Annotated in this window: 18 protein-coding genes and 1 pseudogene; 11 read left to right on the top strand and 8 right to left on the bottom strand. The window is 68.0% G+C overall.

Translation table 11 applies throughout. The features are described from left to right. Positions 1 to 16: 16 nt before the first annotated feature. Together def and AB0C75_RS02695 are read left to right on the top strand one after the other, a co-directional pair. Positions 17 to 568: pseudogene (def, locus tag AB0C75_RS02700) on the top strand (peptide deformylase); the annotation flags it as partial. Positions 569 to 696: 128 nt separating this feature from the next. After that, complete coding sequence (locus AB0C75_RS02695) at positions 697 to 1,263, top strand: dihydrofolate reductase family protein (RefSeq protein ID WP_362886360.1); 567 nt, start codon at positions 697 to 699, stop codon at positions 1,261 to 1,263. A 39-nt stretch (positions 1,264 to 1,302) separates the two neighbouring features. Here the strand turns inward: AB0C75_RS02695 and dnaB are convergent, their stop codons facing one another. Beyond that, positions 1,303 to 2,778: a replicative DNA helicase gene (dnaB, locus tag AB0C75_RS02690; RefSeq protein WP_362886359.1), complete on the bottom strand. Its 1,476-nt coding sequence runs from the start codon at positions 2,776 to 2,778 to the stop codon at positions 1,303 to 1,305. 458 nt (positions 2,779 to 3,236) lie between these two features. Here dnaB and AB0C75_RS02685 point away from each other — a divergent pair, with 458 nt between their 5' ends. Further along, positions 3,237 to 4,574 carry an MATE family efflux transporter gene (locus AB0C75_RS02685; RefSeq protein WP_362886358.1) on the top strand — a complete coding sequence of 446 codons (1,338 nt, stop codon included), beginning with the start codon at positions 3,237 to 3,239 and terminating at the stop codon, positions 4,572 to 4,574. 112 nt (positions 4,575 to 4,686) lie between these two features. Here the strand turns inward: AB0C75_RS02685 and rplI are convergent, their stop codons facing one another. The 4 genes from rplI to rpsF form a co-directional block, all read right to left on the bottom strand. After that, entirely contained in the window at positions 4,687 to 5,133 is a 447-nt protein-coding gene (rplI, locus tag AB0C75_RS02680; RefSeq protein WP_362886356.1) for a 50S ribosomal protein L9, read from the bottom strand. A gap of 18 nt (positions 5,134 to 5,151) precedes the next feature. Next, on the bottom strand, positions 5,152 to 5,388 hold the full coding sequence (gene rpsR / locus AB0C75_RS02675; protein ID WP_003967857.1) for a 30S ribosomal protein S18: 237 nt from the start codon (positions 5,386 to 5,388) through the stop codon (positions 5,152 to 5,154). A gap of 43 nt (positions 5,389 to 5,431) precedes the next feature. Next, on the bottom strand, positions 5,432 to 6,055 hold the full coding sequence (locus tag AB0C75_RS02670) for a single-stranded DNA-binding protein (protein ID WP_362886354.1): 624 nt from the start codon (positions 6,053 to 6,055) through the stop codon (positions 5,432 to 5,434). Positions 6,056 to 6,126: 71 nt separating this feature from the next. After that, positions 6,127 to 6,417: a 30S ribosomal protein S6 gene (rpsF, locus tag AB0C75_RS02665; RefSeq protein WP_280887590.1), complete on the bottom strand. Its 291-nt coding sequence runs from the start codon at positions 6,415 to 6,417 to the stop codon at positions 6,127 to 6,129. A gap of 286 nt (positions 6,418 to 6,703) precedes the next feature. Here rpsF and AB0C75_RS02660 point away from each other — a divergent pair, with 286 nt between their 5' ends. The 3 genes from AB0C75_RS02660 to AB0C75_RS02650 all read left to right on the top strand — a co-directional run bounded on the left by AB0C75_RS02660 (position 6,704) and on the right by AB0C75_RS02650 (position 9,415). Next, complete coding sequence (locus AB0C75_RS02660) at positions 6,704 to 7,057, top strand: hypothetical protein (protein WP_362886351.1); 354 nt, start codon at positions 6,704 to 6,706, stop codon at positions 7,055 to 7,057. Positions 7,058 to 7,195: 138 nt separating this feature from the next. Then, positions 7,196 to 8,314, top strand: a complete 1,119-nt coding sequence (locus AB0C75_RS02655) for a peptidoglycan bridge formation glycyltransferase FemA/FemB family protein (RefSeq protein WP_362886349.1) — start codon at positions 7,196 to 7,198, stop codon at positions 8,312 to 8,314. Positions 8,315 to 8,383: 69 nt separating this feature from the next. Next, on the top strand, positions 8,384 to 9,415 hold the full coding sequence (locus AB0C75_RS02650) for an alanine racemase (RefSeq protein ID WP_362886347.1): 1,032 nt from the start codon (positions 8,384 to 8,386) through the stop codon (positions 9,413 to 9,415). Between the two features lie 12 nt (positions 9,416 to 9,427). On the opposite strand, the gene AB0C75_RS02645 is transcribed toward AB0C75_RS02650, so the two are convergent. Together AB0C75_RS02645 and AB0C75_RS02640 are read right to left on the bottom strand one after the other, a co-directional pair. Continuing rightward, the gene (locus AB0C75_RS02645; RefSeq protein ID WP_362886345.1) at positions 9,428 to 10,933 is read right to left on the bottom strand and encodes a glycosyltransferase 87 family protein; all 1,506 of its coding nucleotides are present in this window, start codon (positions 10,931 to 10,933) and stop codon (positions 9,428 to 9,430) included. Positions 10,934 to 11,061: 128 nt separating this feature from the next. Continuing rightward, positions 11,062 to 13,731: a transglycosylase domain-containing protein gene (locus AB0C75_RS02640; protein WP_362886343.1), complete on the bottom strand. Its 2,670-nt coding sequence runs from the start codon at positions 13,729 to 13,731 to the stop codon at positions 11,062 to 11,064. Between the two features lie 386 nt (positions 13,732 to 14,117). Between AB0C75_RS02640 and AB0C75_RS02635 the strand changes: the two genes are divergently transcribed. The 3 genes from AB0C75_RS02635 (at position 14,118) to AB0C75_RS02625 (ending at position 17,347) form a co-directional block, all read left to right on the top strand. Further along, positions 14,118 to 14,819, top strand: coding sequence for a helix-turn-helix transcriptional regulator (locus AB0C75_RS02635; protein ID WP_362886341.1), 702 nt, complete (start codon positions 14,118 to 14,120; stop codon positions 14,817 to 14,819). Between the two features lie 62 nt (positions 14,820 to 14,881). After that, the gene (locus AB0C75_RS02630) at positions 14,882 to 15,964 is read left to right on the top strand and encodes an inositol-3-phosphate synthase (RefSeq protein WP_362886339.1); all 1,083 of its coding nucleotides are present in this window, start codon (positions 14,882 to 14,884) and stop codon (positions 15,962 to 15,964) included. A 93-nt stretch (positions 15,965 to 16,057) separates the two neighbouring features. Beyond that, complete coding sequence (locus AB0C75_RS02625; protein ID WP_362886337.1) at positions 16,058 to 17,347, top strand: MFS transporter; 1,290 nt, start codon at positions 16,058 to 16,060, stop codon at positions 17,345 to 17,347. A 98-nt stretch (positions 17,348 to 17,445) separates the two neighbouring features. On the opposite strand, the gene AB0C75_RS02620 is transcribed toward AB0C75_RS02625, so the two are convergent. Further along, complete coding sequence (locus tag AB0C75_RS02620) at positions 17,446 to 18,888, bottom strand: CCA tRNA nucleotidyltransferase (RefSeq protein ID WP_362886335.1); 1,443 nt, start codon at positions 18,886 to 18,888, stop codon at positions 17,446 to 17,448. A 181-nt stretch (positions 18,889 to 19,069) separates the two neighbouring features. On the opposite strand from AB0C75_RS02620, the gene AB0C75_RS02615 reads away from it, so the two are divergent. After that, a complete protein-coding gene (locus AB0C75_RS02615; protein ID WP_362886333.1) occupies positions 19,070 to 21,367 on the top strand; it encodes a DUF6049 family protein in 2,298 nt (765 codons plus the stop codon). 49 nt (positions 21,368 to 21,416) lie between these two features. After that, positions 21,417 to 23,576 carry a murein biosynthesis integral membrane protein MurJ gene (gene murJ, locus AB0C75_RS02610; protein ID WP_362886331.1) on the top strand — a complete coding sequence of 720 codons (2,160 nt, stop codon included), beginning with the start codon at positions 21,417 to 21,419 and terminating at the stop codon, positions 23,574 to 23,576. Positions 23,577 to 23,647 lie beyond the last annotated feature (71 nt).

Genomic DNA, 23,647 nt, shown 5'->3' with positions numbered 1-23,647 from the left:
CCGAGCAGAGCAGGAGATGGATATGCCGGTGCGCCGGGTCACGGTGGTGGGTGAGGAGGTCCTCAGGGTTCCGTGCCGGGAGGTGACCGAATTCGGCTCCCCCGAGCTGTCCGCCCTGATCGACGACATGTTCCTGACGATGTACGTGGCGGACGGCGCCGGACTGGCCGCGAATCAGGTCGACGTCGGCCTGCGGCTCTTCGTGTACGACTGCCCGGACGACCATGGGGTCCGGCATACAGGCCACCTCATCAACCCGGTCCTGGACCGCGTCGATCCGGCCGACCGCCGGCTCGTCGAGGAATTCGAGGGCTGTCTCTCCGTACCCGGCGCCACCATGACGGTTCCCCGCGTCGATCGCACCGTGGCCCGCGGGTTCGACAAGGAGGGTAATCCGCTGGTCATCGAGGGACAGGGCTATTTCGCCCGATGCCTCCAGCACGAAACCGATCACCTCGCCGGCCGCACCTATCTGGACCGGCTCTCCGGCCGGGACCGCAAGGAGGCACTGCGGCAGATGGAGGCCCGGAGCGAGGGCGTTTTCGCCCGACGCGCCGAGAAGGCAGCCTGCCCGGGTAGGTACACCCCCGCTGAGTTCCGAGCAGAAGGACTGACGGCGCGTCCGGATCGTGCACCGATGAGTTCCCCGCGCCACGCTGGTCTGTACCGGGACACCCACGGACGGAAGGCTCGGCCATGCGGAAACTGATCTACGGCATGAACCTGACCCTGGACGGCTACATCACCGCGGCCGGCGACGACATCGGCTGGAGCGGGCCGCCGAGCGACGAACTGTTCCAGTGGTGGCTGGACCAGGAGCAGGCGAGTGGCCTGTCGCTGTACGGGCGCAAGCTGTGGGAGACGATGAGCTCCTACTGGCCGGCCGGCGACCAGCAGCCCGACGCCACCCCGGCGGAGATCGAGTTCGCGCGGAACTGGCGGGACACGCCGAAGGTGGTGTTCTCCTCGACGATCGACAAGGTCGGCTGGAACGCCCGCCTGGTCACCGGCGACGCGATCACCGAGATCACCCGGCTCAAGGCCGAGGACGGCGGCCCGATGAACATCGGGGGCGCCACGCTCGCCGGGGCGGCCATGCGCGCCGGGCTGATCGACGAGTACGTGATCGCCTCCCATCCGGTCCTGGTGGGCGGCGGCACGCCGTTCTTCACCGCGCTGGACAGCTGGGTGAACCTGGACCTGGTGGAGACGCGGACGTTTCCCGGCGGCGTGGTCCTGACCAGGCACGAGACGAGGCGCTGAGCAGCAGCACCCACGCGCCCGGTCGCACGGAGGCCGGCCTCAGGTCTGGGCCATGTCCACGAAGCGGGAGTAGTGGCCCTGGAACGCCACGGTGATCGTCGCCGTCGGACCGTTACGGTGCTTCGCCACGATCAGGTCCGCCTCGCCCGCGCGCGGGGACTCCTTCTCGTACGCGTCCTCGCGGTGCAGCAGGATCACCATGTCGGCGTCCTGCTCGATGGAGCCGGACTCACGCAGGTCGGAGACCATCGGCTTCTTGTCCGTGCGCTGTTCGGGTCCACGGTTCAGCTGGGACAGGGCGATGACGGGAAGCTCAAGCTCCTTGGCGAGCAGCTTGAGGTTACGGGACATGTCCGAGACCTCCTGCTGCCTGCTCTCCGCTCTCTTCGCCCCGCCGGACTGCATCAGCTGCAGATAGTCGATGACCACGAGCTTGAGGTCGTTGCGCTGCTTGAGCCGACGGCACTTCGCTCGGATCTCCATCATCGAGAGGTTCGGCGAATCGTCGATGTAGAGCGGCGCGGCCGACACGTCGGGCATCCGACGGGCAAGTCGCGTCCAGTCCTCGTCGGTCATGGTCCCCGAGCGCATGTGGTGCAGGGCCACCCTGGCCTCGGCGGACAGCAGACGCATCGCGATCTCGTTGCGCCCCATCTCCAGGGAGAAGATCACGCTCGGCAGATTGCTCTTGATCGAGCAAGCCCGCGCGAAGTCCAGGGCGAGCGTGGACTTACCCATGGCGGGGCGGGCCGCGATGACCACCATCTGGCCGGGGTGCAGGCCGTTGGTCAGGGCGTCGAGATCCGTGAATCCCGTCGGTACACCGGTCATCTCGCCGCTGCGGGAACCGATCGCCTCGATCTCGTCGAGAGCGCCCTCCATGATGTCGCCCAGCGGCAGATAGTCCTCGCTGGTGCGCTGTTCCGTGACGGCGTAGATCTCGGCCTGGGCGGAGTTGACGATCTCGTCGACGTCGCCGTCGGCGGCGTATCCCATCTGGGTGATCTTCGTGCCGGCCTCGACGAGGCGCCGCAGCACGGCCCGCTCGTGGACGATCTCCGCGTAGTACGAGGCGTTGGCCGCGGTCGGCACGGACTGCACCAGCGTGTGCAGATACGGGGCGCCACCGACCTTGGTGATCTCGCCCCGCTTGACCAGCTCGGCCGCCACCGTGATCGGGTCGGCCGGCTCGCCCTTGGCGTAGAGGTCGAGGATCGCCGTGTAGACGGTCTCATGGGCCGGGCGGTAGAAGTCATGGCCCTTGAGGATCTCGACGACGTCCGCGATGGCGTCCTTGGAGAGCAGCATGCCGCCGAGGACGGACTGCTCGGCGTCGAGGTCCTGCGGGGGCACCCGCTCGAACCCGGACGACCCGCCGTCCCAGCCGCTCTCCCGGCCCCGCTCGTGCTGCTCGTCGCGCCCCTTGCCGTCTCCGCGGCGCTGACGGGATACGGGCAGACGGTCGCTGGGACCGACATCGGTCCAGGGATCGTCCAAAGGCTCGGGAATGCTCACCGGGCCACCTCCTCCCGTCCGCTTCGCGGACCTAGCCGTGCCACTCTTTCTTACGGCACGGCACCGACAAACAAGACGCCCGACTCCGGTTCCGGCGCGTCAAGTTCTGCGGTTTTCCATGCCGGAACGGAGTGCGGGCGCCGCCCCACGGTAGGCCGGTCCGCACCGTCAGCCAATCTGGTTATCCACAGGGCATGTGGACGACGGACCAGATGCTGTGGAGAACCCTTCCGTTCCTGTGCACGGACCGGGGGACAGCGCTGTGGACAAACTCATACGCGAACCCAGAAGGGGCCACTGACCTGGCTCTTCTCCATCCACCGGCTGTGGGGGAGAAAAACTTTCGCCCTGAGCTCAAGATCACCGGAATCGACTCCTCGGCGAACCGGGCAACCCGCACCCAGTAAGGACCGCAGATCGATTGCATCTCTTACCTGTGGAAGATTAGATTGGCGTCCATGACCAAGGCGAACACGGCACAGCCACCCTCCCGCCGTCGGCACGACCGCGAGATCATCTCACTCGCTGTCCCGGCCTTCGGCGCGCTGGTCGCCGAGCCCCTCTTCGTCATGGTCGACAGTGCCATCGTCGGCCATCTGGGCACCCCGCAACTTGCGGGCCTGGCCGTCGCCGCGGCCCTGCTGACGACCGCGGTGAGCATCTTCGTCTTCCTCGCCTACGCCACCACAGCCGCGGTCGCCCGCCAGGTCGGCGCGGGCGACCTCTCCTCCGCCATCCGGCAGGGCATGGACGGCATCTGGCTCGCCCTGCTGATCGGTGCCGCTGTCATCGCCGCCGCGCTCCCCCTGGCACCGTGGCTGGTCGACATCTTCGGGGCGTCCGACACCGCGGCACCGTACGCCACCACGTATCTGCGGATCTCCAGCCTCGGCATCCCCGCCATGCTCGTGGTGCTCGCGGCGACGGGTGTGCTGCGCGGACTGCAGGACACCCGGACACCTCTCTACGTCGCCATCGGCGGATTCGCGGCCAACGGCGTCCTCAACGCCGTCCTGGTCTACGGCGCCGGGCTGGGGATCGCGGGATCCGCATGGGGGACCGTCATCGCCCAGGTGGGCATGGCGCTCGTCTATCTGATCGTCGTGGTGCGCGGGGCCCGTCGGCACGGGGCATCGCTGCGTCCTGATGCCGCGGGCATCCGAGCCAGCGCCCAGGCAGGCGTACCCCTGCTGATCCGTACGCTCTCCCTCAGGGCCGTGCTGATGATCGCCACAGCCGTCGCCGCCCGCCTGGGCGACACGGATGTCGCCGCGCACCAGATCATCCTGTCCCTCTGGAGCCTTACAGCCTTCGCGCTGGATGCCATCGCCATCGCCGGGCAGGCCATCATCGGCCGCTATCTGGGGGCGAACGACGCCCAGGGCGCCCGGGAGGCCTGCCGCCGGATGGTTCAGTGGGGGCTCGCCTCAGGGGTGGTACTCGGCGCGGTCATCATCCTCGCCAGGCCGCTCTTCGTCCCGCTGTTCACGGGCGACACGTCCGTCAAGGACACTCTACTGCCGGCACTGCTGGTCGTGGCCCTCTCCCAGCCGATCTGCGGGGTGGTCTTCGTGCTCGACGGCGTACTCATGGGAGCGGGGGACGGCCGCTACCTCGCCTGGGCCATGGTCCTGACCTTGGCCGTCTTCGCCCCGGTCGCGCTGCTCGTCCCCGGCTGGGGAGGAGGCCTCACCGCCCTCTGGGCGGCGATGACGCTGATGATGACCGTCCGGCTGGTGACGCTGTGGGTGCGCACGCGGTCCGGCCGCTGGATCGTGACCGGAGCGACGCGCTGAAGCGCACCCGACGGACCTGGTTTCACGTGAAACGAAGAGGGGCGGAACGACGAAGGGCCGCACCCAGGGGGTGCGGCCCTTCACCTAGCTCTCAGAGAGCTGAGCTGTGCCCTTAGGCGGAGACGACCTCGATACCGAGCTTCGCCGCAACCTCGGGGTGCAGACGGACGGACACCTGGTGTCCGCCCAGCGTCTTGATCGGCGAGCCGAGCTCGACGCGACGCTTGTCGACGTCCGGACCACCGGCGGACTTGATCGCCGAGGCGATGTCAGCCGGGGTGATGGAGCCGAAGAGGCGGCCGGCGTCGCCGGAGCGAACAGCCAGACGGACCTTCACGGCCTCGAGCTTGGCCTTGATCTCGTTGGCCTGCTCGATCGTCGCGATCTCGTGGATCTTGCGGGCGCGGCGGATCTGCGCCACGTCCTTCTCGCCACCCTTGGTCCAGCGAATGGCAAAGCCACGCGGAACCAGGTAGTTGCGGGCGTACCCGTCCTTGACGTCCACGACGTCGCCGGCGGCACCGAGGCCAGTGACCTCGTGGGTGAGGATGATCTTCATGATTCGGTCACCCTTCCCTTATCGCGCGGTGGACGTGTAGGGCAGCAGCGCCATCTCACGGCTGTTCTTGACTGCCGTGGCGACGTCACGCTGGTGCTGCGTGCAGTTGCCGGTGACGCGGCGGGCACGGATCTTGCCACGGTCGGAAATGAACTTCCGCAGCATGTTCGTGTCCTTGTAGTCCACGTACTGGGTCTTGTCCTTGCAGAAAGCGCAGACCTTCTTCTTAGGCTTGCGCACAGGCGGCTTCGCCATGGTGTTTCTCCTGTGTGATCAAGAAGTGGGGGTACGAGCAGCCCTAGAAGGGAGGCTCGTCCGAGTAGCCGCCGCCGGAAGAACCGCCGGAGCCGCCGGAGCTTCCGCCCCAGCCGCCCCCGCCGCCCTGCTGGCCCCCGCCCTGCTGGCCGCCGGCCGGAGCGTTGGTCGCCCACGGGTCGTCGGCGGGAGCACCGCCGCCGCCCTGCTGGCCACCGGCACCGGGACCGCCGCCCCAGTTGCCGCCACCCTGCTGGCCGCCGCCGCCGTATCCACCCTGGCCACCGCCCTGGCCACCGCGACCTGTGGTCTTGGTGACCTTGGCCGTGGCGTTCTTCAGGCTGGGGCCGACTTCCTCGACGTCCAGCTCGTAGACCGTGCGCTTGACGCCCTCACGGTCCTCGTAGGACCGCTGCTTCAGCCGGCCCTGCACGACGACGCGCATGCCTCGCGTAAGCGACTCCGCGACGTTCTCCGCCGCCTGACGCCAGACCGAGCAGGTGAGGAACAGGCCTTCGCCGTCCTTCCACTCATTGGTCTGCCGGTCGAAGATGCGGGGAGTGGACGCGACACGGAACTTCGCGACCGCCGCACCGGACGGGGTGAAGCGCAGCTCGGGGTCGTCGACGAGATTGCCGACGACCGTGATGACGGTCTCGCCTGCCATGGGTGAACCTCTCGGCGGGGATTGCTTCTGGCTGCTTGCTACTCGAACCCGATGACCGCTGAGCTAGATGCTCAGTGGGTCTCGGGACGGAGGACCTTGGTCCGGAGGACCGACTCGTTCAGGTTCATCTGTCGGTCGAGCTCCTTGACGACCGCAGGCTCGGCCTGCAGGTCGATGACCGAGTAGATGCCCTCGGGCTTCTTCTTGATCTCGTAAGAGAGACGACGACGGCCCCAGGTGTCGACCTTCTCAACCTTTCCGCTGCCCTCACGGACGACGGAGAGGAAGTTCTCGATCAACGGGGAGACTGCGCGCTCCTCGAGATCGGGGTCGAGGATGACCATCACCTCGTAGTGACGCATGTGGAACCCACCTCCTTTGGACTCAGCGGCCACGGTCGTTCCGTGGCAGGAGGGTCGTGATGCGTAAGCAACAGTGTCTCCGAGTAAAACAGCCGCCACTGACAACGCCCGTCTTCAAGAGTCGAGGGGGGTCGCAGCGCTGGCTCAAGGCAGACACCGGTGCAGACCGTACAGAGTACCCGCAGACCACCTTCCGGTTGAAATCCGGTGTTCAGGGCGCACAATCGAGACAGACGCGGTGTGAGAGGCACGACATCGCGCCACCCGTTTCGCCAGGAGGTGCTCCATGGCACAGACCATCCGGCCCGCAGGCAGCCGGCCCTCTTCCCGGTCGGCCGCCCCCCGTCCGGCCACCGGCTCTCTCTTCGCGACGGACGGCAGGCCGCATCCGCTCCAGGAAGCGCTGATGGCGGTGGCCGGGATCCTCGGCGTCGTCGCGTTCGTGACGGCGATGTTCCCCAGCCTGCACCTGATCAGCTCGTGGGCCGGTCTCGTCGGCATCCTGACCGGTGCATACGGCCAGTACATCTCCAGGACCACCTGGCAGCGGTTCGGCTTCATCATGGGGATGGGCTCGTCCGGGGTCGGATTCCTCCTCGGCATGGCGCACGGCGGCCTCTTCGGCGGCGTGATCACCTGACCGGCAGAGCCGTGGCGCGGACGGCGCCCGGCCCGGTCCCGACGGGGCCGGGCCGGGCGCCGCTCGGTCACAGTAGGCTTCGGCGCGAGAGCCGGAGCCCCTGACCGATGGGGACACACCTGCCGAGGAGCGCCCCGCATGAGCCTGACCCTGAGGACCATCAGCCGAGAGCAGCATCTGGCGTACATCCAGAATCTGCCCTCGGCCAGTCACTGCCAGGTCCCGGCGTGGGCTGATGTGAAAACCGAATGGCGCTCGGAGAACCTGGGATGGTTCGACAAGAACGGTGAGATGGTCGGCGCCGGGCTTGTGCTCTACCGCCAGCTGCCCAAGATCAAGCGCTATCTGGCCTACCTCCCCGAGGGACCGGTCATCAACTGGTACGCGCCGAATCTGGACGAGTGGCTCCAGCCGATGCTCGCCCACCTGAAGCAGCAGGGCGCCTTCTCGGTGAAGATGGGCCCTCCCGTGGTCATCCGCCGCTGGGACTCGCCCGCCATCAAGTCGGGCATCCAGGACCCCGATGTGAAGCGGCTGCGCGACGTCGAGGCCAGCCACATCGAGCCCCGTGCCTTCGAGGTGTCGGACCGGCTGCGGAAGATGGGCTGGCAGCAGGGCGAGGACGGCGGCGCCGGCTTCGGTGACGTCCAGCCCCGCTACGTCTTCCAGGTGCCGCTGGCCAACCGCTCGCTCGAAGACGTGCTGAAGGGCTTCAACCAGCTCTGGCGGCGCAACATCAAGAAGGCCGACAAGGCCGGCGTGGAGGTGGTCCAGGGCGGCTACGAGGACCTCGCAGAGTGGCAGCGGCTGTACGAGATCACCGCCGTGCGCGACCACTTCCGGCCGCGCCCGCTCTCGTACTTCCAGCGCATGTGGTCGGTGCTCAACTCCGAGGACCCCAACCGCATGCGGCTGTACTTCGCCCGGCACAACGGCGTGAACCTGTCGGCCGCCACGATGCTCGTCGTCGGTGGGCACGTCTGGTACTCCTACGGCGCTTCGGACAACATCGGGCGTGAGGTCCGCCCCTCCAACGCCATGCAGTGGCGGATGCTCCGCGACTCGTACGCGATGGGCGCGACCGTCTACGACCTGCGCGGCATCAGCGACTCGCTGGACGAGACCGACCATCTCTTCGGGCTCATCCAGTTCAAGGTCGGCACCGGCGGCGAGGCCGTCGAATACATCGGCGAATGGGACTTCCCCCTCAACAAGCTGCTGCACAAGGCGCTCGACATGTACATGTCGCGTCGCTGACAGCCCCCTCCACCAGCTACCCCGCTCTCTCACTCACACCGCAGCCACCAGAAAGGTTCCGGGCCGGCCATGGCGCTCTCCCTCTACGTCGACACCGCGCGCTGGCGGGCGCACCAGAAGTCCGTGCTGGACCAGTTCCCTGGTCTCGTCCCGGTCTGCAAGGGCAACGGCTACGGCTTCGGGCACGAGCGCCTGGCCGACGAGGCGATCCGCTTCGGGTCCGACACCCTCGCCGTCGGGACCACGTACGAGGCCGCCCGCATCAAGGACTGGTTCAGCGGCGACCTGCTGGTCCTCACGCCCTTCCGCCGGGGCGAGGAGCCGGTGCCGCTGCCCGACCGCGTCATCCGTTCCGTCTCCTCCGTGGACGGCGTGCACGCCCTCGTGGGCGCGCGGGTGGTCATCGAGTGCATGAGCTCGATGAAGCGCCACGGCGTGAAGGAGGAGGAGCTCGGCCGGCTGCACGCGGCCATCGAGGACGTACGTCTCGAAGGTTTCGCACTGCACCTGCCGCTCGACCGCACGGACGGGTCGGACGCGGTCGAGGAGGTCATCGCCTGGATGGACCGGCTGCGCGCCGCCCGGCTCCCGCTGCACACGATGTTCGTCAGCCATCTGCGGGCCGAGGAGCTGGCCCGGCTGCGGCAGCAGTTCCCGCAGACCCTCTTCCGCGCGCGCATCGGCACCCGGCTCTGGCTGGGCGACGACGAGGCGACGGAGTACCGCGGCGCGGTACTCGACGTCACGCGTGTGGCCAAGGGGGACCGTTTCGGCTACCGCCAGCAGAAGGCCGCGTCCGACGGCTGGCTCGTGGTCGTCGCCGGCGGCACCTCCCACGGTGTCGGCCTCGAGGCGCCGAAGGCCCTGCACGGGATGATGCCGCGCGCCAAGGGCGTCGCGCGTGCCGGGCTTGCCACGGTCAACCGCAATCTGTCGCCGTTCGTCTGGGCGGGCAAGCAGCGCTGGTTCGCCGAGCCGCCGCACATGCAGGTGTCGATCCTCTTCGTTCCGTCGGACTCCCAGGAGCCGAGGGTCGGCGACGAACTGGTGGCCCATCTGCGCCACACCACCACCCAGTTCGACCGCCTCGTGGACCGGTAGACCCGCCCGTACTCAGTCGGAGGCCGCTCGTCCCTCGGTGCCCCACTCCACCCGCGGTCCCTCGACCGCGGGTGCCGCGTGCCGGCCGGCATGAGCCTGGACCCGCAGGAGCGCCGTACGGTCCTGCGCCCCGTCGAGCACCCCGCCCGAAGGATCGTCGGACCCGTCGCGGCGTACGGGGTCCCGCTCCGGCCTCAGGATGTCCCTGACGACCAGGGCGCACAGGTAGAGCGTTCCCGCCAGGTGCAGGGCGACCGCGGCCTGGTAGCCCTCCTGCGGCAGCCCCTGGTGCTTGTCGCCGCTCATCGTGTACGCGAGGTAGAGCCAGATGCCCAGGAAGTACATGACCTCGCAGGCCTGCCAGACGAGGAAGTCCCGCCAGCGGGGCCTGGCGAGCGCGGCCAGCGGAATCAGCCAGAGCACGTACTGCGGTGAGTAGACCTTGTTCGTCAGGATTATGGCGGCCACCACGAGGAACGCCAGCTGGGCGAAGCGCGGCCGGTGCCGGGCGGTCAGTGCCAGCCCCGCGATGCCCGCGCACAGCACGACCATCAGCAGCACCGAGGCCGTGTTCACCGTGTCCACGTCGATGGGCCGGCCGGTGCGCTGGGTGATGACCAGCCAGAACGAGCCGTAGTCGACCTGCCGTTCCTGGCTGAATGTGTAGAACTTCTTCCACCCCTCCGGCGCGTAGAGCATCACCGGCAGGTTCACCACCAGCCAGGCCGCCGCCGCGCCGAACAACGCCGATCCGTACTCCCGCCATTTCCCGGCCCGCCAGCACAGCACCAGCAGGGGCCCGAGGAGCAGCACGGGGTAGAGCTTGGCTGCGGTCGCGAGGCCGATGAGAAGGCCGAAGGCGAGATTCCTGCCGCGCGACCACATGAGCATCGCCGCGGCTGTCAGGGCGACGGCGAGCAGGTCCCAGTTGATCGTCGCCGTGAGCGCGGCGGCAGGCGCGAGCGCGACCAGCAGCCCGTCCCAGGGACGCCGCCGGTGCGTACGGGCGACGCACACCACGAGGATCACGGCGCAGACCATCAGCATGCCCGCGTTGACCATCCAGTACATCTGCTCGCGCTGCTGCGCGGGGTCCGAGGACGGGGTCAGCGTCAGCCAGGACGCGACCTGCATGAAGAGGCCGGTCAGGACGGGGTACTCGAGGTACGACATGTCGCCGCTCAGCCGGTCGACGTACGGCACGAGGCCGTCGGCGAAGCCGCGCCCGATGTAGAGATGCGGGATATCGGAGTAGCACGCGTGCGCGTACTGCGAACTGGTGCCGCGGAACCACGCCCAGTCGTAGCAGGGGATCTTCTGCACCATGCCGAGTGCGAACATCCCGATGGCCACGAGCGCGATGACACGCACCGGCGTGAGCGGTCCCGTTCCGAACCGCGCCCAGCGGCCCACCGGCCCGCCGATCAGCTCGCTGCCCGCCGCGGCGATCTCGTCCTGCCGTGTGGGCGGTACGACGGACGGCTCCTTGTGCACGTTCGTGTCTTCTGCGCTTGGCATGCCGCACATCCTGCCGTACGGCGCTGTGTGCGGGCGTGGACCAGGGCCGGGACACACGGGAGGGCCGTCGGACACCTGCCAGGTGCCGACGGCCCTCCTGAAGCGCGCTGCCGCCGCTCCTGCTGCTGTCAGCCGCCGCCCCAGATTCCGCCGCGGCCGTTCTCCTCGCCCTCGGTCGTCCCGTCGGTCGTCCCGTCGGTCGTCCCGCTGTCCGTCCCGCCGTCCGCTCCCGCGTCCGCACCGCCGTCGGAGGACCCGTCCGTGGTTCCTTCGTCGTCGTTGCCGCTGGTGGTCCCGCCGTCCTGGTTGTTCTTGCACTCCCAGTCGATCGGCGAGCACGTCTCCTCCGGAGGGGGCGACGTGGTCGTCTCACTGGGGGACGGCTTCTCGGGCTCCTTGCTGGACTCCGAAGGCGAAGGCGACGGGCTGCTCGGCGACGGGCTCGGGCTGGACGCGCCACCGCCGTAGAGCGTGTCGCCGATCGGTTCCGGCTTCGGGAAGTTGACGACCTTCGTGCCCTTCACCGCGTCGGTCATGTAGTCGTGCCAGATCTGCGCGGGGAACGAGGCACCGTGGATGGATGTGTTACCACCCGTCCCGTACATCTCCAGGAACTCGCGGTCCTTCGTCTTCTCGTCGTCATCCATCCGGAACATGCTGACGGCCGTCGAGACCTGCGGGGTGTAGCCGACGAACCACGCCGACTTGTTACCGTCCGTGGTACCCGTCTTACCGGCCACATCACGTCCCGGGATCTGCGCGGGACTACCGGTCCCGTTGTCGACGACGTTCTTCAGCACATCGGTGACGTTGTCCGCGACAGCGCTGGGGAACGCGGTCTTGCTCACCGTGTCGTGCCGGTAGATGACCTCGCCCTTGTGCTTGACCTCGGAGACCGAGAAAGGCTCCTGCTGCTTGCCGCTGGTGGCGAAGGTGGAGTACGCGCCGGCCATCCTGATGGCACTCGGCGATGACGTCCCGATGGAGAACGAGGGGACGGTCGAGTTCGCCATGTAGTCGTCGTCGCGCAGCCCCGCTGCGACGGCGGCCTCCTTCACCTTGTCGGTGCCGACGTCCATGCCGAGCTGGACGTACGGGGAGTTCGCGGACTCCTGCATAGCGTACCGGAGGGTGACGTCTCCGTAGTTGTGGTCTCCGTCGTTGGGCTGGAGCCACTCCTTGCCTTCCTCGTTCTGCCAGACCGTGCCGTCGTACTTGTTGATCTTCAGCTCGTTGTCACCGTTGTAGATGCTCTTCGGTGAGACGGGCGTGCGCTCCGAATCACTCTGCTCCGCCGGGCCTTCGGGGTCTCGCTTCCCGTACTCCATGGCTGCGGCCAGCACGAACGGCTTGAACGTCGAACCGACCTGTGCACCGGTCGCGTCGGCGTTGTTGGTGTAGTGCTTCGTCGCGTCCTGCCCGCCGTACGTGGCGAGGATGGCGCCCGTCTTGGTGTCCACCGATGCGCCGCCGAACTGGACGTGCGTGTCCTTGTCGGGACGCGCCTTGATGTCGATCTCGGCCTTGTACACCTTGTTGACGGACTTCTCGAGCTGGTTGACCTTCTTCCTGTCGAAGGTCGTGTGGATCTCGTAGCCGCCCCGGGCCAGTTCCTTCTCGGTGATGCCGCTCTTGTTGTTCGCGAGGAAGTTCTTCGTGGCGAGGTCGACCAGGTATCCGGTCTGGCCCCCCAGCTCGGTGCCCTTCTTCGGCTGGTCCGGCATGGGGAACTCTTTGAACGTCGCGCGCTTGGCCGCGCTCAGCCGGCCGTCCTTGACCTCCTCGTCGAGGATCCAGCCCCAGCGCTTCGTCGCCCGGGCCTTGTTCGCCTCCGGCGTGGCCGTGGAGATGACGTCCTGGGCACCCGCGGGGTCGTAGAAGCTCGCACCCTTGAGCAGCGTCGCCAGGAAGGCGCACTCGCTCTCGTCCAGCTCATCGGCGTCCTTGCCGTAGTACGCACGTGCCGCGGCCTGAAGGCCCGACGCGCCCCGGCCGTAGTAGGAGACGTTGAGGTACCCCGCCATGACGTCTTCCTTCGACACCTGCTCACCGACCTTGAGCGTGATGAAGAGTTCCTTGACCTTCCGGGTCACGGTCTGGTCCTGGGTCAGCATGGAGTTCTTCACGTACTGCTGGGTGATCGTCGATCCGCCCTGGGTGTCACCACCCTTCGCCATGTTGTAGAAGGCGCGGGCGATACCCATCGGGTCGATGCCCTGGTCACTCTCGAACGACTTGTTCTCGGCCGAGATGACGGCGTTCCGCATCGCTTTGGGGATCTGGGCGTAATCGAGCTCCTGACGGTTGGCCCCACCGCCCGTGGCGACCATCTGTGTGTCGTCGGCCCAGTAGTAGACGTTGTTCTGTGCGGTGGCGTCGATGTTGGGTTTCGGAGGCACCACCAGCGCGTACGCGATGCTGGCCGCACCCATCATCAGACCCAGGAAGCCCAGACACAGACCGGAGACCAGCTTCCACGACGGAACCCAGCGGCGGAACCCGTACTTGCCGGCCCGTGGGTAGTCGATGAAGCGCTTCTTGGCCGAGACCTCGCGGCCCCGGCCACGGCCTTCACCGGCTCCTCTTCGCCTGCCTCCACCGCCACCGCGCTGCGCGGATCGACGGGCCTCGGCGCGGCCGCCGTACGAGGCGTCCTCGTCGTGCGCACCGGAAGGTGATGCTGTTGTGGCTCTGCGTGATGCGTCGGAACGGCGGCCGGCAGGCTGTTGGGCGTCTCGTCTGGCGGCTGCGCGACCCCCACCTTGCGGTTGCGACGCTTTGCGACGGTGCTCGCTCATCGAACGACTACTCCTCGGGCAGGCGAGAGCGCCTGGAAGCGGCAGTTGAGATCCGGTCCCCCCGAATTACGGACAAGCCCTGCGGAAGGCTCATCCGCAGTACATCCGACAGTCCGCGATAACTGACGCACGGCGGCGTCTCACGGTTCCCGGTGGTCTGCATGCCGCACAGACTACGCACGGTCAAAAACCTCCGGAGACCGAACTTCACCCCAAATTACGCAAGTCACTCCCTATGAATCCGGGATGTGACGCCGCTCACGGACCTCCCCCTTGTCGAACATCGCGAGTCGATCTATCGTGCTGATGTATCGAGTCGATACATCAGCACGGCATAAGGTGGGTCCAGCGACCCGCGGAAGCACCGGACGGAGGAGGAGGCGAAGGTGAGCAGACGCTCCGGCATCCTCGAATTCGCCGTACTCGGTCTGCTCCGCGAGTCCCCCATGCACGGATATGAGCTGCGCAAGCGGCTCAACACGTCGCTGGGGATCTTCCGCGCCTTCAGCTACGGCACGCTCTACCCCTGCCTCAAGACGCTGGTCGCCAGCGGCTGGTTGATCGAGGAGCCGGGGAGCGCTCCGGCCCTGCCGCCCGCCACGGGCCGTGGGGTCGCCCCCGCGTCGTCCCTGTCCGGGCGCCGAGCCAAGATCGTCTACCGGCTGACGGCAGAAGGTAAGGAGCACTTCGAGGAGCTGCTCTCGCACACCGGTCCGGACTCCTGGGAGGACGAGCACTTCGCTGCTCGTTTCGCCTTCTTCGGGCAGACGGAACGCGAAGTGCGGATGCGCGTGCTCGAAGGACGCCGCAGCAGGCTTGAGGAGCGCCTCGAGAAGATGCGCTCCTCTCTCGCCCGCACCCGCGAGCGGCTCGACGACTACACGCTCGAGCTGCAGCGACACGGCATGGAGTCCGTGGAGCGCGAGGTGCGCTGGCTGAACGAGCTCATCGAGAGCGAGCGGTCGGGACGGGATCAGCGACGATCCTCGCCCGAGGGCCCCACTCAGCACGACACATCAGGAGAGACGGGCGGCCTGCCCCGGCACCGGGACGACACCCGGCCGGATCCGTCCGACGACACCAAGTGATATCCCCGGGGACCCGCAAGGCGTGGTCGGGGAACACCGAGAACACACAGGGAGCAATCGGCATGGGTTCGGTTCGCGTAGCCATCGTTGGCGTGGGCAACTGCGCCGCCTCGCTGGTGCAGGGCGTCGAGTACTACAAGGACGCCGATCCGGCCGGCAAGGTGCCCGGCCTGATGCACGTCCAGTTCGGCGAGTACCACGTGAGTGACGTCGAGTTCGTCGCCGCGTTCGACGTCGACGCGAAGAAGGTCGGCCTCGACCTCGCGGACGCCATCGGCGCCAGCGAGAACAACACCATCAAGATCGCCGACGTGCAGAACACCGGTGTGACCGTCCAGCGCGGCCACACCCACGACGGTCTGGGCAAGTACTACCGCGAGACGATCGAGGAGTCGGCGGACGCCCCCGTCGACATCGTCCAGATCCTCAAGGACAAGCAGGTCGACGTCCTCGTCTGCTACCTGCCCGTCGGCTCCGAAGTGGCTGCGAAGTTCTACGCGCAGTGCGCCATCGACGCCAAGGTCGCTTTCGTCAACGCTCTCCCGGTGTTCATCGCCGGCACCAAGGAGTGGGCCGACAAGTTCACCGAGGCCGGTGTCCCGATCGTCGGCGACGACATCAAGTCCCAGGTGGGCGCCACCATTACGCACCGCGTGATGGCGAAGCTCTTCGAGGACCGGGGTGTCATCCTGGACCGCACGATGCAGCTGAACGTCGGCGGCAACATGGACTTCAAGAACATGCTCGAGCGTGAGCGCCTGGAGTCCAAGAAGATCTCGAAGACGCAGGCCGTCACCTCGCAGATCCGTGACCGCGAACTCGGTGCGGACAACGTCCACATCGGCCCCTCGGACTACGTGGCCTGGCTGGACGACCGCAAGTGGGCGTACGTGCGCCTCGAGGGCCGTGCCTTCGGTGACGTCCCGCTGAACCTGGAGTACAAGCTCGAGGTCTGGGACTCCCCGAACTCCGCCGGTGTCATCATCGACGCCGTGCGTGCCGCGAAGATCGCCAAGGACCGTGGCATCGGTGGCCCGATCCTCTCGGCCTCCTCGTACTTCATGAAGTCCCCGCCGGTCCAGTACTTCGACGACGAGGCCCGCGAGAACGTCGAGAAGTTCATCAACGGCGACGTCGAGCGCTGACCCGCGGGTCACTGCTTCACCGTTGCTTCTCCATGTCGGGGGGTCCCCGGGCAATCCGCCCGGAGACCCCCCACATGTGTGACCCTTGCACTCATGCCAGTCGTGCGTGATCTGGGCGCCCTCCTGCGCCTTCGGAACTTCCGTCGCCTGCTCGCCGTACGACTTCTCTCCCAGTCGGCCGACGGCGTCTACCAGGTCGCGCTCGCCACCTACGTCGTCTTCTCGCCGGAGAACCAGGCGACGCCAGGAGCCATCGCCTCCGCCATGGCTGTGCTGCTGCTCCCGTACTCGTTGATCGGCCCCTTCGCAGGAGTCCTGCTCGACCGCTGGCCCCGCCGCCAGGTCTTCCTCTACGGCAACCTGTTGCGCGCCGCGCTGGCCTGCTGCACGGCCCTGCTGCTCCTGAGCTCCGTTCCGGACTGGCTCTTCTACGTCTCGGCCCTCTGCGTCACCGCCGTGAACCGTTTCGTGCTGGCCGGGCTGTCCGCCGCACTGCCTCGCGTCGTCGAGACGGATCAGCTCGTCCTCGCCAACTCCCTCTCCCCGACGGCCGGAACGCTTGCCGCCACCGCCGGCGGAGGCCTCGCCCTGGCCATCCGGCTACTGACGGACGGATCCGACGCCACCGTGGTCCTGCTGGGCGCGGTGCTCTACCTGCTGTCGGCCCTCGTTGCCATCACCCTGCCTCGCACACTTCTCGGCCCGGATCCGAATCTGCACCATGTGCCGTTGCGGGAGGCCTTCACCACGACCGCCCGCGGCCTGGTCGCGGGGTTGCGCCATCTGGCCGAGCGGAGGGACGCGGCACACGCGCTCGCGGCCATAACGGTGCTCCGCTTCTGCTACGGAGCGCTCACGGTGACGGTGCTGATGCTGTGCCGCTACGCCTGGGCGGACGGCGAGTCCGACGGTCTGGCGCTCCTCGGCCTCGCGCTCGGCGCCTCGGCCGCGGGGTACTTCGTCGCGGCCGTCATGACTCCGTGGGCAGTCGGGCGCTACGGGCGCTACGGCTGGCTGGCCGGCTGCGCGGGAGCAGCCGCCGTCCTGGAGCCCGCCCTGGGGCTCCCGTTCACCCCTGGCCCCATGCTGGTGGCGGCCTTCGTTCTGGGGCTCGTGACCCAGGGGGCGAAGATCGCGACGGACACGGAGGTGCAGACATCCGTGGACGACGCCTATCGCGGCCGGGTCTTCTCGCTCTATGACGTGCTGTTCAACGTCGCCTTCGTCGCCGCAGCCGGCATGTCCGCTCTCGCGCTGCCTCCTGACGGCCGGTCCGTCGTCGTGGTCGTCACCGTGGCGGCGCTCTACGCCATCGTCTCGCTGGCCATGCTTCGGCGGCGGCGCGTGAGCATCGCGCTCCAGCGCGCCCGCGTCAACGACTGAGGGGCGTTGTTTCACGTGAAACAACGCCCCTCACGGTGAAACAGCACCGCCCACCCACAGCGCACTGCTGTGTTTCACGTGAAACGTGAAACACAGCCTCAGCTCTGTGTGGCCCACCAGTCCTTGAGAGCGGCGACCGCGACATCGCGCGCCATCGGACCGTTCTCCAGCCGCAGCTCCAGCAGGAACGCGTACGCCTTGCCGATCACCGGCCCGGGGCCCACATCCAGGATCTGCATGATCTCGTTGCCGTCCAGGTCGGGCCGGATCGCTTCCAGCTCCTCCTGCTCCTGCAGTTGCGCGATGCGCTCCTCGAGCCCGTCGTACGTACGCGACAGGGCATTCGCCTTGCGCTTGTTCCGCGTCGTGCAGTCGGAGCGCGTCAGCTTGTGCAGCCGGTCCAGCAGCGGCCCGGCGTCCCGCACATACCTGCGCACCGCGGAATCGGTCCATTCCCCGTCCCCGTAGCCGTGGAAGCGCAGATGCAACTCCACCAGCCGTGAGACGTCCTTGACCATGTCGTTGGAGTACTTGAGCTCGGTCATCCGCTTCTTGGTCATCTTGGCTCCCACCACTTCGTGATGGTGGAACGAGACCCGGCCGTCCTTCTCGAAGCGCCGCGTCCTCGGCTTCCCGATGTCATGCAGCAGGGCAGCGAGGCGCAGCACGAGGTCCGGGCCGCCCTCCTCCAGATCGATGGCCTGCTCCAGGACCGTCAGGGAGTGCTCATAGACGTCCTTGTGCCGGTGATGCTCGTCACTTTCCAGACGCAGGGCCGGGAGCTCGGGCAGCACATGGTCGGCCAGACCCGTGTCCACGAGGAGCCCCAGCCCCTTGCGGGGGTGCCCGGAGAGCAGCAGCTTGTTGAGTTCCTCACGGACCCGCTCGGCCGAGACGATCTCGATACGTCCCGCCATATCCGTCATGGCCTTGACGACATCGGGAGCGACCTCGAAGTCCAGCTGCGCCGAGAAGCGTGCGGCGCGCAGCATGCGCAGCGGATCGTCGGAGAAGGAGGCCTCGGGCGTCCCGGGTGTCCGCAATACACGCTGAGCCAGGTCGTCGAGGCCGCCGTGCGGGTCGATGAACTCCTTCTGCGGCAGAGCGACCGCCATGGCGTTGACCGTGAAGTCACGGCGCACGAGGTCGTCCTCGATCGAGTCGCCGTAGGAGACCTCAGGCTTGCGCGAGGTCCTGTCGTACGCCTCCGAGCGGTAGGTCGTCACCTCGATCTGGTAGCCGTCCTTCTGCGAGCCGACGGTGCCGAACGCGATTCCGACCTCCCAGACCGAGTCGGCCCAGGGGCGCACGATCTTGAGTACGTCCTCCGGGCGGGCATCGGTCGTGAAGTCCAGGTCGTTTCCGAGCCTGCCGAGCAACGCATCGCGGACCGACCCGCCTACCAGGGCAAGGCCGAATCCGGCCTCCTGGAATCGGAGGGCCAGGTCATCGGCGACGGGGGACACCCGCAGCAGTTCACTGACTGCGCGGTGCTGCACCTGACTCAGTGCACGGGGGCTGTCTTCGTTGGCGTTCGGCACAACAGAAAAGGGTACGTGCACCGACCGGCCCGGGCGTCATCGTTTATCGCGGCCCTGCGAGACTCTCTCGATCATGTAAGTCCGGTGCCTGGCACTCAGGCCTCGGGCGCATCGTTACCATGCGGGGACGCAGAGACCGGCGAGGCCGGCACCAGCCGACGACGATGAGGGACGGGTACGCGTGGCCGAGGCGGCAGACTTTCAGGGGATGAATCCCTCCCCTGCCCGCCGGTGGCTCCGGCGTACGGCCTCCTTGATCGTCGGGGCACCGCTGATCGCCGGCCTTCTGGCCGGCCCAGCGGCGCCTTCCGCTCACGCCGAGGGGGCCACGAAGGCACCGACCGGATCGAGCACCGTCGATGTGTCCCTGGACACGCTCGCCCCCAGCGCACCGGTGGAGGGCGACACCCTCACCATCTCCGGCACGCTGACCAACAGGGGCAAGAAGACGGTCACGGACGGGGAGGTCGACCTGCGCGTCGGGCCGACGCTGTCCGGCAGGGGTGCGGTCGACGAGGCCGCCGAACGCACCGGGTACCTGCCCGGCAGTGACCCGGCCAAGGTCGGCGGCTCGTACACGCTGAAGGTCCCCAAGCTCGCCTCCGGCGTCAGTCAGGACTTCACCCTCGCCGTTCCGGTGGACAAGCTGGACCTGGGCGCCGAGGGCGTCTACCAGCTCGGGGTGTCCCTCACGGGCCGGACCACCGACTACGCCAACGGCCAGGTGCTCGGTATCCAGCGGACCTTCCTGCCGTGGCAGCCGGAGGACACCGAGAGCAGGACCAAGCTCACCTTCCTCTGGCCGCTGATCGCCTCGGCGCATGTCACCGCCGAGACCGGCTCCGACGAGCAGCAGACCCCCGTGTTCGCCGATGACGACCTGGCTCAGGAGCTCGCCCCCGGCGGTCGGCTGGAACAGCTGGTCTCCTTGGGCCGACAGCTCCCCGTCACCTGGGTGATCGACCCGGATCTGCTGGCCTCCGTCGATGCGATGGCCAAGAACTACCAGGTCAAGGTCGGCGACACCACGGTCGCCGGCACGAACCAGGCCATCGCCAAGAAGTGGCTCACGGCTCTGCAAGGGGCCGTGAAGGACGGCACGGTGGTGGCTCTGCCCTTCGCGGACCCCGACCTCGCGTCCATCGCCCACCGCGGGAAGAACGTCTCGGGTGCCCTCAGCCACCTCCAGACTGCGACCGAGGTCGCGGGCACGACGGTGGAGACCGTTCTTCATGTGAAGCCGGACACCGACTTCGCCTGGCCGGTCGACGGTGCGATCGACCCCTCGGTCGTCGACGTCGCCACCTCGGCCGGGGCTCACAAGGTGATCGCCCGCAGCGACAGCCTCGATGAGACCGGCGGGCTGCCCTACACACCGACTTCGGCGCGGCCGATCGGTGGCGGCACCACCGCCCTCGTCGCCGACTACCGACTCTCCACCGCGTTCACCGGCGACATGTCCAAGGCGGGCGCCTCCACCCTCGCCGTCCAGAAGTTCCTGGCCCAGACGCTGGCAGTGACGGAGCAGGCTCCCGACAAGGAGCGCAGCATCGTCGTCGCCCCGCAGCGGACTCCCACCGCCGCCCAGGCACAGAGCATGGCGCGCGCCCTGCAGGCCCTCACCGCCGAGCACTGGACCCAGGCCGCCGATCTGCCCGCGGCAGCCGATGAGAAGCCCGACGAACAAGCCACCACCAAAGTGCCCTCGGCCTCCCAGTACCCGAAGAAGCTACGACGCCAGGAGCTGCCCACCCAGGCGTTCCAGGACATCAGGACGACACAGGACTCGCTCAACAGCTTCCAGGTCATCCTCACGCAGCCCGACCGGGTGGTGACCCCCTTCGGGAACGCCGTCAACCGCGCCGTGTCGACGTCGTGGCGCGGCAGGCCTCTGGAGGCACAGCGCTACCGTGACGAAGTCCGCACCTATCTGCAGGGCCTCACCACCGAGGTCCAGCTGATCACCAAGTCGGATGTCACCCTGTCCGGGCGCAGCGCGACGATCCCCGTGACCGTGCAGAACAAGCTGGTCCAGGGGGTCGATCACCTCGTACTGCGTCTGACGTCGGGCAACTCCACCCGACTCAAGCTCAACGACGGCGGAGCAGTCGCCGAACAGCCCGTCGAGATCGCGGGCGGCCACAGCCAGTCCGTGAAATTCGACGCCTCGGCCAACGCCAACGGGCAGGCACAGGTCACAGCGCGGCTCTTCACCGCGGACGGTGTGCCCTACGGCGAACCGATGACCTTCACGGTGAAGGTCTCGGAAGTCACTCCGACAGTGCTCCTGGTGATCGCCGGCGGGCTGCTGCTCCTGGTCCTGGCGGGCATCAGGATGTACACCCACCGCAAGCGCACCGTCGCGGGCGGCGCGGTGGAGAACAACGGCGGTGAACCCGAGCAGCCGAGTGACCCGACGCCGGACACCGGTCCGGAAAGCGGCAACCCATCGGGCCCGGGTGAGAAAGTGGACCGTTGAGCGATGTCTGTCGGGGCCTGTCGGCCGGGGACAATGAGGTGGGGTTTCGATGAACGCGCCGTACGACGGTGACCGCGGGCAGGGCGCGGGCGGAGCTGGGTCTTCCAGCGGTCCGCCCGTGCCACCGGGCGCCGGCGAGAACGGGGAGGCCCCCGACCCCTACCTGCAGCACGCGTACGACCACGACCCGTACCGTGCCCAGGACCTCGCCGCGCAGGATCCGGTGGCCGAGGCGCTCTACGACCGCGCCTCACATCCGCCACCGCCCCCGGGCACCTATCAGGAGCCAGGGGCCCTCTACCAGCAGCCTCCGGCCGCCCAGTACGCCCCCGACCCCCGCATCTGGGCCCAGACGCCGCCTCCCGAGCCCGCAGGCCCTTCCCGGCACCTTCCGTACGGGGACAATGCCGCGACCACCCAGTACGTCGGGGTGGACGACCTGGTCACCCAGGCCGCCGACGACCGTGAGGAGCAGGACGCCTTCGCGCACCTCTTCCGCGACCAGGAGGGGTCGGGCCGGCCTCCCGGCCCCCCCGCCGAGCCCGATGCGGCTCCGGCACCCGTGCCTCCGAAGTCCGGCGGCCGGGGCGCGGGAATACTGAAGTCCAGTGCGCTGATGGCCGCCGGCACCCTGGTGTCCCGGCTCACCGGCTTCGTCCGCAGCCTCGTGATCACTGCGGCGCTGGGTGCGGCGCTGCTCGGCGACAGCTTCACCATCGCTTACACCCTGCCGACGATGATCTACATCCTGACCGTGGGCGGCGGACTCAACTCGGTCTTCGTCCCTCAGCTCGTGCGGTCCATGAAGGACGACGAGGACGGGGGCGAGGCGTACGCCAACCGGCTCCTGACGCTGGTCATGGTCGCCCTCGGCGCCATCGTCGCGATCGCTGTGTTCGCGGCGCCGCAACTGGTGCACCTCATGTCGCGCACGATCGCGAACGATCCGGCGGCGGACACCGTGGCCGTCACCTTCGCCCGCTACTGCCTGCCGACCATCTTCTTCATGGGCGTCCATGTGGTGATGGGGCAGATCCTCAACGCCCGCGGGAAGTTCGGCGCGATGATGTGGACCCCGGTCCTCAACAACATCGTCATGATCTTCACCTTCGGCCTGTTCATCTGGGTCTACGGCACCTCGGCCGAATCCCGGATGGGCGTGGAGACGATCCCGCCGGAGGGCGTGCGGCTCCTGGGCATCGGCACGCTGCTCGGCCTGGTGGTCCAGGCGCTGGCCATGATCCCGTACCTCCGCGAGGCCGGCTTCCGCTTCCGCCCGCGCTTCGACTGGCGGGGCCATGGGCTCGGTAAGACGATCAAGCTCGCCAAGTGGACGGTTCTGTTCGTCCTGGCCAACCAGGCAGGCGTCCTGGTCGTCACCCAGCTGGCGACATCGGCGGGCAAGCTGGCGGGCAAGGACGGCTCGGGCTTCCTCGCCTACTCCAACGCCCAGCTGATCTGGGGCATGCCGCAGGCCATCATCACCGTGTCGGTCATGGCGGCCCTGCTGCCCCGTATCTCCCGCGCCGCCCATGACAACGACCCCGGGGCCGTCCGCGACGACATCTCGCAGGGTCTGCGCAACTCGGCGGTGGCCATCGTGCCGGTCGCCTTCATCTTCCTGGCGCTCGGCCTGCCGATGTGCACCCTGCTCTACGCGTCGAGCGGCACCGAGGCCGCACGGTCGATGGGCTTCATCCTGATGGCGTTCGGCCTCGGCCTCATTCCGTACTCCGTGCAGTACGTCGTGCTCCGCGGCTTCTACGCGTACGAGGACACCCGCACCCCGTTCTACAACACGGTCATCGTCGCAGCGGTCAACGCTGCGGCCGCCGCCCTCTGCTACGTGATTCTTCCGGCCCAGTGGGCAGTCGTAGGAATGGCGGCCGCCTACGGACTGGCCTACGCGGTGGGCGTCGGTATCGCCTGGCGCCGTCTGAGCAACCGGCTCGGAGGCGACCTCGACGGCGCCCGTGTGGTGCGCACCTACGCCCGTCTCTGCCTGGCCGCGATCCCCGCGGCCGTGGTCGGCGGCGGGCTGGGCTTCGTTCTCCTCAAGGCCCTCGGCGACGGTGCCGGCGGGTCCGTGGTGGCACTGGTCTGTGGCAGCGTCGCCCTGCTGGGTGTCTTCTTCGTCGCTGCGAAGAAGATGCGTATCGAAGAGCTCAACGGCATGGTCGGCATGGTCCGTGGTCGCCTCGGACGCTGATACACGACCCGAGCCGCACAACCATCGCTGGACACCGCGTGTCGTGCATAGCGCCGGAGTGTGGGCACAAT

This window comes from Streptomyces sp. NPDC048565 (assembly GCF_040650935.1).
Taxonomy (GTDB): Bacteria; Actinomycetota; Actinomycetes; order Streptomycetales; family Streptomycetaceae; genus Streptomyces.
The sequence above is the reverse complement of the archived record's forward strand: the minus strand, read 5'-3'. Positions and strand labels throughout refer to the sequence as shown.